This is a genomic window from Pseudomonas persica, from assembly GCF_900291015.1.
GTDB lineage: Bacteria > Pseudomonadota > Gammaproteobacteria > Pseudomonadales > Pseudomonadaceae > Aquipseudomonas.
On the sequence record NZ_OLKL01000016.1, the window covers coordinates 20,052 to 35,576 of the forward strand.

A 15,525-nucleotide genomic window follows, 5' to 3' on the forward strand; every position below is an offset into this window, starting at 1 on the left:
GTGCGCTGTCAGCGGGGCTTCAGCCTGATCGAGTTGCTGGTGGTGCTGGCCATCGCTGGCCTGATGACCGGGCTGGTGGTGGCCGGGCTCGGCAACCGCCAGGCCAGTGTCGACCAGGCCCTGCAACGGCTGGCGAGCGAGACCCGGGCGCAGGCCGCACTGGCCCGACATGCCGGGCAACTGCGCGGGCTGCGCTGGAATGGCCAGCGCCCGGAGTTCGTCCGGCGCGAGGGTAATGGCTGGGTGGTCGAAGCAGTCGCCCTCGGCGCCTGGCCCAAGGGCCTGCGCCCGGACTGGCCGGCCAGCCCGCAACCGCGCCTGCTGTTCACCCCGCACGGTTGGACGCAAGCGGGCAACGTGCGCTGGCGCTGGGCCGATGGCAGCCAGCAATGGGCCTGGAGCCGCGATGGCCGCTTGCAGGTGGCGGCCATCCCATGAAGCAGCATCAGCGTGGCTTTACCCTGCTGGAAGTGACCGTGGCCCTGGCGATAGCCGCGGTGCTGGCGGTGATCACCAGTCAGGTCCTGCGCCAGCGCCTGGCGGTGCAGGACAACCTGCAACAGCACCGCCTTGGCCTGCTGTGCGCGCGCGAACTGCAAACCCGCTTTGCCGTCGAGCAGTACTGGCCAGCTGCAAGCCAGGTTGGCGGTGAACTGAGCCAGGGCGGCCAGCGCTGCTACTGGCAACTGCAACTGCGCCGCACCGGCGTACGCGACCTGCGCCGTGGCGAGCTGCTGTTGTTCGCCGACCGCGACCAGCGCCTGCCGCTAGGCCAGTACACCGTATTCCTGGAGCGGCCATGAGCTACAGAGATCGTGAAGCTTGTGCGGTCCCTGTGGGAGCGGTTTTACCAGCGAAGCAGGCACCGCGGTGTATGGCACCGGCTTCGCCGGTGTTCGCGGGTGAACCCGCTCCCACAGGGACGGCGTATACCCGTCAGCCCGGTATCCTGCCCACGAAGCGCCGCCAGGCCGGCCTGACCCTGATCGAACTGATGGTCGCCCTGGCCCTTACCGCCATACTCGGCATCATGCTCGCCGCCCTGGTCAACGGCTGGCTCAAGGTCCGCGAACGCCTGCAGGTCACCACCCAGGAAACCTCGGTGCTGGACTTCTGCCTGGCCCTGGAGCGTCGCTTCGACAGCCCGGTGATGCGCCGTGTCTACGAGCAGCGTCTGCCCCTGGCCAGCCGCTGGCTGGACTGGCAACCGGCAAACAACCAGTTGCTCTGGGTCGCCACCACCGGCCTGCCGCAAGCCGAAGGCGGCTCGCGCCTGCAACGCCAGCGCCTGCGCTTCGAGGCCGGCGAGCAGCACCTGCTGCTGGAAAGTTCGGCTGACCTTTACGCCGCCGCCGCCCCACGTTGGGTGCAGCGCGAACGGCTCGATCGGGTCAGTGCCATGAATGTTCTGTATTACCAGGGCGGCCGCTGGCTGGCCTGGCCTTCCGACCAACCTGCGCACCCCGGCCGTGGCGTGCGTCTGGAACTGCAGCGTGACGGAGCCCCCTATGTCTGCACCTTCGCCCTCCCGTGGGGGCGCTCATGAAGTTTGAATGGCGGCCGCGTACCTCGGCCCAGCCGTGGCTGTTGCTGCGACCGGGCGTTGTCTGGCACTGGGCGCTGGCCGAAGGCGGCCTTGTACAACGCCAAGGGCAGGGCGAGCCTCCGGCGAACCTGCAGGCCCGTGTGGCGTTGGTCCTGCCTGCCGAGGCCTGCAGCCATTTCCGCGTGCCGGCACCGCCCGGGCTCAAGCGTGAAGAATGGCCGCTGTTGCTCGAGGACCGCTTGCTACAGGCCGCCGACGAGGTGACATGCGCCTGCCTGGCCCGCGAGCGAGGTCATCTTCGGTTGTTGGTGGTGGCCCGACAGCAACTGGACGACTGGCGCGGGCAGTGTGCCGAATGGGGCCTGCAGGTAGTACGTTGCTGGGCGGAGCTGCAGTTGCTGCCGGCCCCCGAGGCGGGCGGTGCCTGGCAATGGCAGCGCACACCCGGCATGTCCTTGTACAAAGGGCAGGGCGAAGACGGGCAGGAACACTGGCTGGCCTGGCCGGAGGCACTGGGCGAGGTGGTACAGCAACCGTGGGCGGAGCTGCAAACGGTCTCGCTGAGTGGCGACTGGCCAAGTACGTTGGCAGCGCTTGATTCATTGCCCGGCCTGTTCGAGCGTACCCGCAAGGTGCGCTCGCTGCCGGTGGCTTCCCGGGCGCAGCAACGGCTGCTCGCTGCCTGCCTGGTACTGGCTGCCGTCTGGGGTGGGCTGTGGTTGAGCAAGCAGTGGGCCCAGGCGCAACTCTGGCGCAGCCAGGTCATCGCCGTGACCGGTGAGCAGGCCAGCCCGCGGCACGCCGCGCAGGCCCTCAAACGCCTGCGAGAAAATGAGCTGCAACAGCAACTGCGCACGCGCCAGCTTGACGACTTGCAGGCGGCGCTGCAGGCCTGGCTGCGTGACCACCCCGGCTGGCGCCTGCACGCGGTGCGCTTCGATGGTCAGCGCTGGCACCTGCGGCTGGAGGGCGAGGGCAGTGCGCCGCCATGGAACGACATGGCCACGGCTGCCGGGGCCTCCGTCCAGGTGCAAGATGGCCAAGTGGTGTTCGACCTGGGAGCGGCCTCATGAACCGGGATTGGCTACAGCGTCATCGTCTGAAGTTCGCCTGGGCACTGATTGCCTTGTTGCTGGCCTTCCTGACCCTGCGCGCAGGCTTTGCACAGTGGCGCGAACTCAGCCAGTGGCGCGGGCTGGCCGAACAGGCCGCCAGCCTGCAGCGTGGCCCAGGGTTGAGCCTGGAGCGACTACGCCAGTCGGCCCAGGCGCGGCAGATCGAACTGGCCGAGGTCGATGCGCAGGGCAAAACCTGGCAACTGCATGGGCAGGTAGCCGACGAGCGCGTGCTGCAAGGCTGGTTGCAAAGCCTGCGCGCAGAAGGTGCACAGCTACTGCAATGGGGGCTGGAGCAGGATGCCAGTGGCCTGCATTTCGACCTGGTGGTGCAGCCATGAGCCGCAATGGAATGGCGTGGGTTGTGCTGGTATTCGTGCTGTCGGTAGTGGTTGAGCTTCCGGTCAGTTGGGTGGTGCGTGCGTTCGGCCTGCCAGTGCGTGACGCCAGTGGCAGCCTGTGGCAAGGCCAGGCCCGACAGTTGGGCCCGGTCGGGCCTTTGCACTGGACGGTGCAGCCTTGGCGCTTGCAGGCGAGCGCGCAGCTGGGCTTTCAGGGCCAGGCCTGGCAGTTGCGTGCCGAAGGCTGGCCTTGGCGCTGGCGGCTCGACGCCTCTGCGGTGGGCGCCCAGGCGACAGTCCCGATGGATTACCGCCTGGCGGGCCAGTGGCAGGGGGGAGTGCGAATTGAGGGGGCTGGGCGCCAATGCCGTGCCAGCGAAGGCCGCATAACGGTTACCGACCTTGCCCTGAGCGAGCCCTGGTCGCTCGGCCTGGGGCAGGGCTGGCTGGAAATGGACTGTCAGAGCGGCTGGCGCCTGCGCGGGCAGTTGCTGCAGCAGGCGCAGCACCAACTGGCCGTGAATGCCGACCTGCCAGGGCGCCGGGCGCAGGTGGTGTTCGAGTTGCAGCCTGGGGCGGCGCTGATGCCACTGCTGCGCGGGGCGCAGTGGCTTGGGCCGCAGGCGTTGGCAGGGCAGCGAGACTTGCGTTGGTAGAGCGACCTTCTAAAACCTCAAGGCCGAATCTCGATCAACGTCCCGTCCCGTACCAGGTCCCACACTTCCTGCATGTCGCGGTTACGCATGGCAATGCAGCCATCGGTCCAGTCCAGGGTATGGAAGTACCACTCCGGGTACTCGTCGTTGATCGGTGTGCCATGGATCATGATCATGCTGCCGGCGCTCACCCCTTCACGGCTGGCCCGGGCGGCATCGGTGATGTTCGGGTAGTTGATGTGGATGGCCAGGTTGAAACGGTCGCTTTGCTTGCGCCAGTCCAGCCAGTACAGGCCTTCGGGGGTTTTCTTGTCGCCCTCGCGTTCCTTGGCGCCCTTGGGCTGCTTGCCCAGCGAGATGCGGTAGGTTTTCAGCGGTTCGCCGCGGCTGATCAACTGCAGGCGGCGTTCGGACTTGATCACCAGCACCTTGTCGATCAACGGCTGCATGGCCTGCTGCGAAGGCGAGGGTGTTTGCACTGCCGGCTGGGGCTTGCGGATGATGGTCTCGGTGAAGGCCGCCTGGGACACCGAGGTAACGCAAAGGCAGAAAAGGGCAAGCAACCAGCGCATGTAACGGTATCCCTGAAGGCTTCTAGGTAGTGGTCGAGACGTTCATCGGCGGCAGGTATTCATGGCCTATGGGGTAGTGCTGCCCGATGCGGTCGCGATAGTAGCATTCTAGTGTGCGGGTGACGGTGCGGAAAGCCAGTTCGCCCCACGGTATTTCATGTTCTTCGAACAGCCGCACCTCCAGGCTCTCGACACCGACAGCGAAATCAAGGTCTGCCAGCTCGGCGCGGAAGAACACGTGCACCTGGTTGATGTGTGGCAGGTCGAACAGCTGGTACAGGCTCATGCTGGCGACCCGGGCGCAGGCTTCCTCGACGGTTTCGCGACGGGCCGCCTGGTCGAGCGTTTCGCCGTTCTCCATGAAACCGGCGGGCAGGGTCCAGAAGCCGCGGCGTGGCTCGATGGCGCGCCGGCACAGCAGCACCTGGCTGCCCCAGGTCGGCAACACGCCGGCGACGATGTTGGGGTTCTGGTAGTGGATGGTCTGGCAAGACTCGCAGACATACCGCAGGCGGCTGTCGCCCTCGGGAATCCGCTGAGTGACCGGCTGGCCGCACGCGCTGCAGAATTTCATGTGTCGTTCCTTTTGCTCTGGGCTATCTTGGTGCGCCGGCCGGGCCGCCGCAAGCGCACGGGGCTTGGGTGCTTCGCGCCTTTGGTGCATCATGCAAGACAGGCCTTGGATACGAGCGTGCGCAATGTTGGACGAGCTACTTCGCCGAATGAGCAACCACCAACCCGCATCACTGGAAATCGACCGACGGTTCCCCGAAGCGGCGGTCCTTTTGCCCATTACCCGCAGCGAAGCGCCCGAGCTGGTCCTGACCCTGCGCGCCAAGGGCCTGTCCACCCATGGTGGCGAAGTGGCCTTTCCCGGTGGCCGCCGCGACCCGGAAGACCCGGACCTGGTGTTCACCGCACTTCGTGAAGCCGAAGAAGAAATCGGCCTGCCGCCAGGCCTGGTGGAAGTGATCGGCCCGCTCAGCCCGCTGATTTCGCTGCACGGCCTGAAAGTGACGCCATTCGTCGGGCTTATCCCCGATTTTGTCCAATACCGCGCCAATGATGCCGAGATCGCGGCAGTATTCACCGTGCCGCTGGAATTCTTCCGACAGGACCCGCGCGACCATACCCACCGTATCGATTACCAGGGGCGCAGCTGGTATGTGCCTAGCTATCGGTATGGCGAATACAAGATCTGGGGGTTGTCGGCGATCATGATCGTCGAACTGGTCAACCTGCTGTTCGATGCCGGCATCAGCCTGCACCAGCCCCCTGAGCGTTACATCGAAAACTGAGCGGGGCCAACCCCGTCGTCTGCGTTGCAGCCTGAGGAGCAAGCATGAAATACCGCCTGGGCGACCTGCGGGTCGAGAACCACCCCACCAGTTGGGCCGCACCCAACGCCACGCTGATCGGCAAGGTGCGGCTGCAGGCCAATGCCAGCGTGTGGTTTGGCGCAGTGCTGCGCGGGGACAACGAGCTGATCGACATTGGCGAGGGCAGCAACGTGCAGGATGGTACGGTGATGCACACCGACATGGGTTCGCCGCTGACCTTGGGCAAGGGCGTGACCGTTGGCCACAACGCCATGCTGCATGGCTGCACGGTGGGCGACTACAGCCTGGTCGGTATCAACGCGGTGATCCTCAATGGCGCGCGCATTGGCAAGCACTGCATCATCGGCGCCAATGCGTTGATTGCAGAAGGTAAGGAGATTCCCGACGGTTCACTGGTAATGGGCTCGCCAGGCAAGGTGGTGCGTGAGCTGACCGAACAACAGAAGCGCATGCTCGAAGCCAGTGCGGCGCATTACGTGCACAATGCCCAGCGTTATGCACGGGAGTTGGTGGTTGACGATGAGTGATGTTGTGGAGCGGCCGGTGGCCTCGCCGTGCGTGAGCATCTGCGCGCTGGACGAGCAGGATGTCTGCACCGGCTGCCAGCGTACCGTGGCCGAGATCGGCCGCTGGGCGCGGATGGACAATGACGAGCGCCGGGCAGTGCTGAAGCGTTGCCATGAACGAGCGCTAGAGGCTGGCCTCATCCTGTAGGTTGTGGGAGCGGGTTCACCCGCGAACACCGGCGCAGCCGGTGCCATCCACCGAGTTGGCTTGTTCGCGGGTAAACCCGCTCTCATAGAACTGCACATAACTCGTTGAATTAGCAGGGCCCCTGTGGGAGCGGCTTTAGCCGCGAACACCGGCGCAGCCGGTGCCATGCACCGCGTTGGATTCTTCGCGGCTAAAGCCGCTCCCACAGGATGCACGGACCGCTTGCGAATTCAGTTCTCTATGCGACAGCGCAGCCCAAAGGGCTGGGGCAGCGGGTTTACCCGCGAACAAGCCAGCGGTAATCTGTGCCGCTTGCCCACAGACTACCCGCCATGCTCTATCTGATTGCCTACATCAGCAGCGTAGTGCTGATCAACTACGCCTTTTCCAGCGCGCCGCACCTGGACATCATCTGGTCCGCCTGGGGCGGCCTGGTGTTCATCCTGCGCGACATGGTGCAGACCCGCTTCGGCCATGGCGCTCTGGTCGCCATGCTGGTGGCGCTGGTGCTGTCCTATGTCACCTCGGACCCGGCCATCGCCCTGGCCAGCGCCACCGCGTTCTTCATTTCCGAACTGATCGACTGGCTGGTGTTCAGCATCACCCGCCGACCGCTGCGCGACCGCCTGTGGCTGAGCTCGGCGCTGAGCATCCCGGTGGACACCTTCATCTTCTTCGGCATGATCGGTGCCTTGACCCCTGCCGTGATCGGTACCGCCATGGCCTCGAAATTCGCCGGTGTCACCGCCGTGTGGCTGGCCATGGCATTTCGCGCCCGGCGGGCCGCCGTGGCGGGTTGATGGTGTAGAATAATGGTCCTTTTTCAGCGGGCGGCGCCAAGCCTGGTGCGGCCCCGGACGCCTTCGAGGACCTGAAATGACCCGTATCGGAACCCCCTTGTCGCCCACTGCGACCCGTGTACTGCTCTGCGGCTGTGGCGAGCTGGGCAAGGAAGTGGTGATCGAGCTGCAGCGCCTGGGCGTCGAAGTGATCGCCGTCGACCGCTACGCCAATGCCCCGGCAATGCAGGTGGCGCACCGCAGCCACGTGGTCAACATGCTCGATGGTGTGGCCCTGCGCGCCGTGATCGAGGCCGAAAAGCCGCACTACATCGTCCCTGAAATCGAAGCCATCGCCACCGCCACCCTGGTCGAGCTGGAAAACGAAGGTTTCAACGTGGTGCCGACCGCCCGCGCCACCCAGCTGACCATGAACCGCGAAGGTATCCGTCGCCTGGCCGCCGAAGAGCTGGACCTGCCAACCTCGCCGTACCACTTCGCCGACACCTACGAAGACTACGCCACGGCCGTGGCCGATGTCGGCTACCCGTGCGTGGTCAAGCCGGTGATGAGCTCGTCGGGCAAGGGCCAGAGCCTGCTGCGCAGCGATGCCGACCTGCAGAAGTCGTGGGCCTACGCCCAGGAAGGCGGCCGCGCCGGCAAAGGCCGGGTCATCGTCGAGGGCTTCATCGACTTCGAATACGAAATCACTCTGCTGACCGTGCGCCATGTCGGTGGCACCACCTTCCTCGAGCCAGTCGGCCACCGCCAGGAGAAGGGCGACTACCAGGAGTCCTGGCAGCCACAGGCCATGAGCCCGAAGGCGCTGGCCGAATCGCAGCGGGTGGCCAAAGCGGTCACCGATGCCCTGGGCGGTCGTGGCCTGTTTGGCGTGGAGCTGTTCGTCAAGGGCGACCAGGTGTGGTTCAGCGAAGTCTCGCCACGCCCGCATGACACCGGCCTGGTGACCCTGATTTCCCAGGACCTGTCGCAGTTTGCCCTGCATGCCCGAGCCATTCTCGGCCTGCCGATTCCGGCAGTGCGCCAGTTCGGCCCTTCGGCTTCGGCGGTGATCTTGCCCGAGGGGCAGTCGCAGCAGACCAGTTTTGCCAACCTGGGCGCGGCGCTGAGCGAGCCGGATACCGCCATTCGCCTGTTCGGCAAGCCGGAAATCAACGGTACTCGCCGCATGGGCGTGTGCCTGGCGCGTGACGAGTCGGTCGAAGCGGCGCGGGCCAAGGCGACCCGTGCTGCGCAGGCGGTCAAGGTCGAGTTCTGATCCGATGGGGGCTGCAAAGCAGCCCCCATCACTCAAAGTGCAGTATTGCGGGTCTCTTTCAGGCACAGCACGGCAATCAGGCTGATCACCGCCGCCACCGACACATAACCCCCGACCCAGCTCAACCCACCCATGCTCACCAGCTTCTGGGCAAAGAACGGTGCCGCCGAGGCGCCGACGATGCCGCCCAGGTTATACGCCGCCGAAGCGCCGGTATAACGCACGTGAGTCGGGAACAGCTCAGGCAGCAGTGCCCCCATCGGCGCAAAGGTCACGCCCATCAGGAACAGCTCGATGGCCAGGAACAACGCCACGCCTGCGGTCGACCCCGAAGTCAGCAGCGGCTCCATGGCAAAGCCTGAGGCCACCGCCAGCACGCCGCCGACGATCAGCACCGGTTTGCGCCCGTAGCGGTCGCTGAGCCAGGCCGACAGAGGTGTGGCCAGGGCCATGAACACCACCGCGAAGCACAGCAGGCCAAGGAACGTCTCGCGGCTGTAGCCCAGCGTGGTCACGCCATAGCTCAGCGAGAACACCGTGGAGATGTAGAACAGCGCGTAGCACACCACCATCGCCGCGGCGCCCAGCAGGGTCGGCAGCCAGTATTTGGCAAACAGGTCAACCACCGGCATTTTCACCCGCTCGTGGCGGGCGACGGCCTTGACGAATACCGGGCTTTCTTCAAGCTTCAGGCGCACATACAGGCCCACCAGTACCAGCGCGGCGCTGAGCAGGAACGGAATGCGCCAGCCCCACTCGCGGAACTGTTCGTCGCTGAGTACCAGGGCCAGGGTCAGGAACAGGCCGTTGGCGGCCAGGAAGCCGATCGACGGGCCCAGTTGCGGAAACATGCCAAACCAGGCGCGCTTGCCTTCCGGCGCGTTCTCGGTGGCCAGCAATGCCGCGCCGCCCCATTCGCCACCCAGGCCCAGGCCTTGGCCAAAGCGTAAAAGGCAGAGGATGATCGGCGCCCATACACCAATGCTGTCGTAGCCCGGCAGCACGCCAATGGCCGTGGTGGACACGCCCATCAGCAGCAGCGAGGCGACCAAGGTCGACTTGCGGCCGATACGGTCGCCAAAGTGGCCGAACAGTGCCGAGCCCAGCGGGCGGGCGAGGAAGGCGATACCGAAGGTGAGGAAGGCCGCCAGCATCTGCGCGGTGCCCGACCCGGACGGGAAGAACACCGGGCCGATCACCAGGGCGGCGGCAGTGGCGTAGACGTAGAAATCGTAGAACTCGATGGCGGTGCCGATGAAGCTGGCGGTGGCTACCCGCGCGGGTGAGTTGACTGGTGCGGCAGGCGCTTCGGTATAGGTGCTGCTGGTAGTCATTGAATAGGTCCCTGACAGTCTGGTCCGGCTCCATGGGATTGACTCCGCGGCGTGCAATGCAAAAGGGCAGGCACGGCACCGCGGACGCCGGAGCGTTTTGTTGTTGTCTGCGCCCGACTGACGATAGCCCAAGGGGGATAGGGGCGGGGGCGGGCACTGTTCGGGGTGTTGAAGCAGGACCGCAGGGCGTGTCAGTGGAGCGGACTGGCCGTGGGGCGCCGGGTGCGGGTAGCAGGCGGGACGGCGGGGCTGGGTAAGCGTGACCCGAGTATAGCTATCGGGTCACAGTCCATACCAGTACTTTGCTGGCACAATTGTCCTCTGTTTCGAGGATTTCCAGGCGATAACGGCCGATCTTCAGGCAAACGGCGCTTTCCGGGATGCTTTCCAGCGCTTCGGTGACCAGCCCGTTGAGGGTTTTCGGCCCGCCGTCGCAGGGCAGGTGCCAGCCCAGGCTGCGGTTGATCTCGCGCAGCGAAGCGGTGCCGTCGATGACGAAGGTGCCATCGGGCTGCGGGTGCACGTGGGGGTTGTCCAGGCTTTGTTCATCCTCGAACTCACCGACGATCTCTTCGAGGATGTCTTCCAGGGTGACGATGCCCAGCACTTCGCCGTACTCGTCCACCACCACGCCCAGGCGGCGCTGCTGCTTGTGGAAGTTCAGCAGCTGCATTTGCAGGGGCGTGCTCTCCGGCACGAAATAGGGCTCGTAGCAGGCGCCGAGCAGCGTCTCCAGGCTCAGCTCGGCCTTGGGCAGCAGGTGGCTGATCAGCTTGGTGTTGAGGATCGCTTCAACCTGGTTGATGTCGCTGTGGTACACCGGCAGGCGGGTGTGGCGGCTGACGATCAGCTGCTCGATGATGCGCTCGATCGGCTCGTCGAGGCTGATGCCGTCCACTTCGTTGCGCGGTACCAGGATGTCATTGACGGTCATCTTGTCCAGTGACTGCAGGCCGTCGAGCAGGCCGTGGCGCGGCGCTTCGTGTTCCTCGTCCTCGTCGAACTCATCGGCTTCCTGCGGGTGCAGGGCCACGGCCGTGGGTTGCACACGGAACGGACGCAGGATCAGCTTGGCAATTCCATCCAGCAGGCAGGCCAGCGGTTGCAGCAGGGCGAGGGGTACTTTCAGCAGGCTGGCACCGAGGCTGACGAACGCCTGCGGGTTGCGCCGGGCCAGGCGCCGCGGCAGGTATTCGGCAAACACCAGCAAAGTGAGGGTGGCGGCCAACCCGGCCAGCCAGAAACCGTGCTCGCCGCTATGGCGCTGACCGACCAGGCAGGCCAGGCCCAGCACCAGCAGCTTGCCCAGGCTGGCGCACAGCACCAGGGCCTGGGCCGGCAGCACGGGTTGGCCGTCCTCGCCGGCGCGCAGGGCGCCATTGAGTTGCAGGCGGGCGGCATCTACTGCAGTGAACAGCGCCGACCACAACAGCGCCAGTGCCAAGGTGCCGAATAGCGGTGCGTACGGCAGGGTATTCATGGGCGGCCGTCAGATATGCAGGATGAATTCGCGAACCAGCTTGCTGCCGAAATAGGCCAGCATCAGCAGGCAGAAACCGGCCAGTGTCCAGCGGATGGCCTTGTGGCCACGCCAGCCCAGGCGGGTGCGGCCCCACAGCAGCACGCTGAACACCACCCAGGCAACACAGGCCAGCAGGGTCTTGTGTGCCAGGTGCTGGGCGAACAGGTTGTCGAGGAACAGCCAGCCGGAGATCAGCGACAGTGACAGCAGGCACCAGCCGGCCCAGAGGAAGCCGAACAGCAGGCTTTCCATGGTTTGCAGCGGCGGGAAGTTGCGGATCAGCCCGGACGGGTGCTTGTTCTTCAGTTGGCGGTCCTGCAGCAGCAACAGCAGCGCCTGGAACACCGCGATGGTGAACAGCCCGTAGGCCAGGATCGACAGCAGGATATGCGCGAGGATGCCCGGTTCTTCATTGACCAGCGGCACCGTGCCGGGGGGCGCGAACTGGGCCAGCAGCGCGGTCACCGCGCCCAGCGGGAACAGCAGCACCAGCAGGTTTTCCACGGGTATGCGCAAGCAGGCCAGCAGGGTCAGGGCGATGACTGCCACGGCGATCAGGCTGGCGGCACTGAAGAAGTCCAGGCTCAGGCCCAGCGGGGTGATCAGCTGGAAGAACAGCGCACCGGCCTGGGCGAGCACCGCGAAGGTACCCAGCAGGGCAAGCAGGCGCTTGTCGGCCTTGCGGTTCTGGGCAAGGTAAGAACCCTGGTAGATAGCCACAGCTATATATAGGCCGGCGGCGATCAGGTTGGGGATGAGGCTGGGTGAGGAGAACATAAGTCCTGGTTGGCGAGCCTTTAAAGAGACGGAGTGTGGCATAGATTCCGCTGCTCTAGGAAGACTGGCAGACCGCGTCGCGGCATTCGCGGGTAAAGCCGCTCCCACAGGTACAGCGCCGGCTTCGAATGTGGTGAGGACCCTGTGGGAGCGGGTTCACCCGCGAAGAGGCCGGCACAGCCACCGATTATCTACCATACCGCCGCCAAGGTGTGCGCCGCCGCCGCACTTCGCTATAATCGCCGCCTTGCTGTGCCCGGCGGGTATGCATTCCCCCTGGGCGCCTGACAAACCTCGGCTTTTACTGGGCCTGAAAGGATCACCATGTTCGAAAACCTGACCGACCGCCTGTCACAGACGCTGCGCCATGTCACCGGCAAGGCCAAGCTGACCGAAGACAACATCAAGGACACGCTGCGCGAAGTGCGCATGGCCCTGCTCGAGGCCGACGTTGCCCTGCCGGTGGTCAAGGATTTCGTCAACAGCGTCAAGGACCGTGCAGTCGGCACCGAAGTGTCGCGCAGCCTGACCCCGGGCCAGGCGTTCGTGAAGATCGTCCAGGCCGAGCTGGAAAGCCTGATGGGCGCGGCCAACGAAGACCTCTCGCTGAACGCCGCCCCGCCTGCGGTGGTGCTGATGGCCGGCCTGCAGGGCGCCGGTAAGACCACCACTGCCGGCAAGCTGGCGCGCTTCCTCAAGGAACGCAAGAAAAAGAGCGTGATGGTGGTGTCCGCCGACGTCTACCGCCCGGCGGCGATCAAGCAGCTGGAAACCCTGGCCAACGACATCGGCGTCACCTTCTTCCCGTCCGACATCAGCCAGAAGCCGGTGGCCATCGCTGAAGCGGCCATCCGCGAAGCCAAGCTGAAGTTCATTGACGTGGTCATCGTCGACACCGCCGGCCGTCTGCATATCGACGCCGACATGATGGACGAGATCAAGGCGCTGCACGCCGCGGTCAAGCCGGTCGAGACCCTGTTCGTGGTCGACGCCATGACCGGCCAGGATGCCGCCAACACCGCCAAGGCGTTTGGCGAGGCGCTGCCGCTGACCGGCGTGGTGCTGACCAAGGTCGACGGTGACGCCCGTGGCGGTGCCGCGCTGTCGGTGCGTGCCATCACCGGCAAGCCGATCAAGTTCATCGGTATGGGCGAGAAGACCGAAGCCCTCGAGCCGTTCCACCCCGACCGCGTCGCCTCGCGCATCCTCGGCATGGGTGACGTGCTCAGCCTGATCGAGCAGGCCGAGCAGAACATCGACAAGGCCAAGGCCGACAAGCTGGCCAAGAAGCTGAAGAAGGGCAAGGGCTTCGACCTCGAAGACTTCCGCGACCAGCTGCAGCAGATGAAGAACATGGGCGGTCTCGGCGGCCTGATGGACAAGCTGCCGAGCATCGGCGGGGTCAACCTGTCGCAGATGGGCAACGCCCAGGGCGCGGCCGAGAAGCAGTTCAAGCAGATGGAAGCGATCATCAACTCCATGACCCCGGCCGAGCGCCGTGATCCGGAGTTGATCAGCGGTTCGCGCAAGCGCCGTATCGCCATCGGTTCCGGTACCCAGGTGCAGGACGTCGGCCGCCTGATCAAGCAGCACAAGCAAATGCAGAAGATGATGAAGAAATTCTCCGCCAAGGGCGGCATGGCGAAGATGATGCGCGGCCTGGGCGGGATGCTGCCGGGCGGCGGCATGCCGAAGCTGTAACCCCTATTCCGGGGGCCTGCCGTTTGTCCGGCAGGCCCCCAGAACCCCCGCTGTAGCGGGGCAACAGCCGCGGATTTCGCGGCTCAACCGGCAGATCTGGACGGTAGGGCAGGGCCTTGCCGAAAAAGTCATTTGCAAATGTCCGTGTATTCCCCGAGAATATGCGGCCTTTTGGGCACCCGTGTGCCTATTTGGCATTCAGATTTGCAGTACCAGCTGCTGTATCAACTGCAGCACCGACTATAGGAACGATGTTCACATGGTAACCATTCGTCTGGCCCGTGGCGGCTCGAAAAAGCGCCCATTCTACCACCTGACCGTGACCAACTCGCGTAACGCCCGTGACGGCCGTTTCGTTGAGCGCGTAGGTTTCTTCAACCCGATCGCTGCTGGCGCCGAAGTCAAGCTGTCGGTCAACCAAGAGCGCGTCAACTACTGGCTGAGCCAGGGTGCACAGCCGTCTGAGCGCGTTGCTCAGCTGCTGAAGGACGCGGCCAAGGCTGCTGCCTGAGCAGTATGAACGCGACGCCAGAAAAGGCTGACGACCTCATCGTCGTTGGCAAGATTTTTTCGGTTCACGGCGTTCGCGGCGAGGTGAAGGTGTATTCCTTTACCGATCCGATTGAAAACCTGTTGGATTATCCGCGCTGGACGCTTCGGCACGAAGGCAAGGTAAAGCAGGTCGAGCTGGTCAACGGTCGTGGCTCCCAGAAGGGCCTGGTCGTGAAGCTGAAAGGCCTCGAGGATCGCGATGAAGCCCGTCTTCTGAGCGGTTACGAAATCTGCATACCGCGGAGCCTTTTGCCCAACCTGGCTGCTGACGAGTACTACTGGTACCAGTTGGTGGGCCTGAAGGTCATCAACCAGGACGAACAGCTGTTCGGCAAGGTCGATCACCTGTTGGAGACCGGTGCGAACGATGTAATGGTGGTCAAGCCCTGCGCAGGCAGCCTGGATGATCGCGAGCGTCTGTTGCCCTATACGGCGCAATGCGTGCTCGACGTCGACCTGGAAGCAGGCGTGATGCGGGTTGAATGGGACGCGGACTTCTAAACGATGGGTAACCTTCGCGTAGACGTCATCACGTTGTTCCCCGAGATGTTCTCGGCCATCACGGAGTACGGCATTACCAGCCGCGCGGTGAAACAGGGGTTGCTTCAGGTGACTTGCTGGAACCCGCGGGACTACACCACAGATCGTCATCACACGGTGGATGATCGGCCGTTTGGCGGTGGTCCGGGCATGGTGATGAAAATCAAGCCTCTGGAAGACGCCCTGGTTAGCGCCAGGCAAGCGACCGGAGCAGCGGCGAAGGTGATCTACCTTTCGCCACAAGGCCGCAAGCTGACTCAGCAGGCGGTCAAAGGGCTGGCCGAACAGGAATCGTTGATCCTGATCGCCGGTCGTTATGAAGGCATCGACGAGCGCTTTATCGAGGCTCATGTCGATGAGGAGTGGTCGATTGGCGACTATGTGCTTTCCGGTGGCGAGCTGCCGGCCATGGTACTGATCGATGCGGTTACACGGCTGCTGCCCGGAGCGTTAGGGCATGTGGACTCGGCGGAAGAAGATTCCTTCACCGACGGTCTGCTCGATTGCCCGCACTACACCCGGCCTGAGGTGTATGCGGATCAGCGTGTTCCCGACGTGTTGCTAAGTGGCAACCATGCACACATCCGGCGTTGGAGAATGAAGCAGTCCCTTGGCAGGACCTTCGAACGACGCGCCGATCTTCTGGAAAGTCGCTCGCTTTCTGGAGAAGAGAAGAAGCTGCTCGAGGAATATCTCCGCGAGCGGGACGATAGTTAAACGTATCGATGGTGGATCACGTATCCATCTTAGGAGCACA

Annotated in this window: 20 protein-coding genes; 15 read left to right on the top strand and 5 right to left on the bottom strand. The window is 64.5% G+C overall.

All coding sequences use genetic code 11. The features are described 5' to 3' along the window. The 6 genes from gspH to FQ664_RS07865 all read left to right on the top strand — a co-directional run bounded on the left by gspH (position 1) and on the right by FQ664_RS07865 (position 3,658). Positions 1-438, top strand: a complete 438-nt coding sequence (gene gspH, locus FQ664_RS07835; protein ID WP_144171376.1) for a type II secretion system minor pseudopilin GspH — start codon at positions 1-3, stop codon at positions 436-438. Then, complete coding sequence (locus tag FQ664_RS07840; RefSeq protein ID WP_144171378.1) at positions 435-803, top strand: type II secretion system protein GspI; 369 nt, start codon at positions 435-437, stop codon at positions 801-803. The genes gspH and FQ664_RS07840 overlap by 4 nt, the downstream gene beginning before the upstream one ends. Positions 804-874: 71 nt before the next feature. Beyond that, entirely contained in the window at positions 875-1,546 is a 672-nt protein-coding gene (locus FQ664_RS07850; protein ID WP_144171382.1) for a prepilin-type N-terminal cleavage/methylation domain-containing protein, read from the top strand. Then, entirely contained in the window at positions 1,543-2,619 is a 1,077-nt protein-coding gene (gene gspL, locus FQ664_RS07855; protein ID WP_144171384.1) for a type II secretion system protein GspL, read from the top strand. Before FQ664_RS07850 ends, gspL begins: the two co-directional genes overlap by 4 nt. Further along, entirely contained in the window at positions 2,616-3,002 is a 387-nt protein-coding gene (gspM, locus tag FQ664_RS07860; protein WP_144171386.1) for a type II secretion system protein GspM, read from the top strand. Before gspL ends, gspM begins: the two co-directional genes overlap by 4 nt. Further along, entirely contained in the window at positions 2,999-3,658 is a 660-nt protein-coding gene (locus FQ664_RS07865; protein WP_144171388.1) for a type II secretion system protein N, read from the top strand. Before gspM ends, FQ664_RS07865 begins: the two co-directional genes overlap by 4 nt. A 17-nt stretch (positions 3,659-3,675) precedes the next feature. Here the strand turns inward: FQ664_RS07865 and FQ664_RS07870 are convergent, their stop codons facing one another. Both FQ664_RS07870 and FQ664_RS07875 read right to left on the bottom strand, forming a co-directional pair. Next, positions 3,676-4,230: a L,D-transpeptidase family protein gene (locus tag FQ664_RS07870; protein WP_144171390.1), complete on the bottom strand. Its 555-nt coding sequence runs from the start codon at positions 4,228-4,230 to the stop codon at positions 3,676-3,678. A gap of 22 nt (positions 4,231-4,252) precedes the next feature. After that, the gene (locus FQ664_RS07875; RefSeq protein WP_144171392.1) at positions 4,253-4,804 is read right to left on the bottom strand and encodes an NUDIX hydrolase; all 552 of its coding nucleotides are present in this window, start codon (positions 4,802-4,804) and stop codon (positions 4,253-4,255) included. A 124-nt stretch (positions 4,805-4,928) separates the two neighbouring features. Here FQ664_RS07875 and FQ664_RS07880 point away from each other — a divergent pair, with 124 nt between their 5' ends. The 5 genes from FQ664_RS07880 to purT all read left to right on the top strand — a co-directional run bounded on the left by FQ664_RS07880 (position 4,929) and on the right by purT (position 8,342). After that, on the top strand, positions 4,929-5,528 hold the full coding sequence (locus FQ664_RS07880; RefSeq protein ID WP_144171394.1) for a CoA pyrophosphatase: 600 nt from the start codon (positions 4,929-4,931) through the stop codon (positions 5,526-5,528). 44 nt (positions 5,529-5,572) lie between these two features. Continuing rightward, a complete protein-coding gene (locus tag FQ664_RS07885) occupies positions 5,573-6,097 on the top strand; it encodes a gamma carbonic anhydrase family protein (RefSeq protein ID WP_144171396.1) in 525 nt (174 codons plus the stop codon). Continuing rightward, positions 6,090-6,284 (top strand): DUF1289 domain-containing protein, encoded by a 195-nt coding sequence (locus FQ664_RS07890; RefSeq protein ID WP_144171398.1) that lies wholly within the window; start codon positions 6,090-6,092, stop codon positions 6,282-6,284. Before FQ664_RS07885 ends, FQ664_RS07890 begins: the two co-directional genes overlap by 8 nt. Before the next feature lie 332 nt (positions 6,285-6,616). Then, on the top strand, positions 6,617-7,084 hold the full coding sequence (locus tag FQ664_RS07900) for a VUT family protein (RefSeq protein WP_144171402.1): 468 nt from the start codon (positions 6,617-6,619) through the stop codon (positions 7,082-7,084). Positions 7,085-7,160: 76 nt separating this feature from the next. Next, complete coding sequence (purT, locus tag FQ664_RS07905) at positions 7,161-8,342, top strand: formate-dependent phosphoribosylglycinamide formyltransferase (RefSeq protein ID WP_144171404.1); 1,182 nt, start codon at positions 7,161-7,163, stop codon at positions 8,340-8,342. A gap of 32 nt (positions 8,343-8,374) precedes the next feature. On the opposite strand, the gene FQ664_RS07910 is transcribed toward purT, so the two are convergent. The 3 genes from FQ664_RS07910 to FQ664_RS07920 all read right to left on the bottom strand — a co-directional run bounded on the left by FQ664_RS07910 (position 8,375) and on the right by FQ664_RS07920 (position 11,975). Next, positions 8,375-9,676 carry an MFS transporter gene (locus FQ664_RS07910; RefSeq protein WP_144171406.1) on the bottom strand — a complete coding sequence of 434 codons (1,302 nt, stop codon included), beginning with the start codon at positions 9,674-9,676 and terminating at the stop codon, positions 8,375-8,377. Between the two features lie 274 nt (positions 9,677-9,950). Further along, positions 9,951-11,156, bottom strand: coding sequence for a transporter associated domain-containing protein (locus tag FQ664_RS07915; RefSeq protein WP_144171409.1), 1,206 nt, complete (start codon positions 11,154-11,156; stop codon positions 9,951-9,953). 9 nt (positions 11,157-11,165) lie between these two features. After that, a complete protein-coding gene (locus FQ664_RS07920; RefSeq protein WP_144171411.1) occupies positions 11,166-11,975 on the bottom strand; it encodes a cytochrome C assembly family protein in 810 nt (269 codons plus the stop codon). A 324-nt stretch (positions 11,976-12,299) separates the two neighbouring features. On the opposite strand from FQ664_RS07920, the gene ffh reads away from it, so the two are divergent. The 4 genes from ffh to trmD all read left to right on the top strand — a co-directional run bounded on the left by ffh (position 12,300) and on the right by trmD (position 15,485). Next, entirely contained in the window at positions 12,300-13,676 is a 1,377-nt protein-coding gene (gene ffh, locus FQ664_RS07925; RefSeq protein ID WP_144171413.1) for a signal recognition particle protein, read from the top strand. Positions 13,677-13,935: 259 nt separating this feature from the next. Next, entirely contained in the window at positions 13,936-14,187 is a 252-nt protein-coding gene (gene rpsP / locus FQ664_RS07930; protein ID WP_003259424.1) for a 30S ribosomal protein S16, read from the top strand. Between the two features lie 5 nt (positions 14,188-14,192). Beyond that, positions 14,193-14,729 carry a ribosome maturation factor RimM gene (gene rimM, locus FQ664_RS07935; protein WP_144171415.1) on the top strand — a complete coding sequence of 179 codons (537 nt, stop codon included), beginning with the start codon at positions 14,193-14,195 and terminating at the stop codon, positions 14,727-14,729. Positions 14,730-14,732: 3 nt separating this feature from the next. Beyond that, a complete protein-coding gene (trmD, locus tag FQ664_RS07940) occupies positions 14,733-15,485 on the top strand; it encodes a tRNA (guanosine(37)-N1)-methyltransferase TrmD (protein ID WP_003252146.1) in 753 nt (250 codons plus the stop codon). The last annotated feature ends 40 nt before the right edge of the window (positions 15,486-15,525 follow it).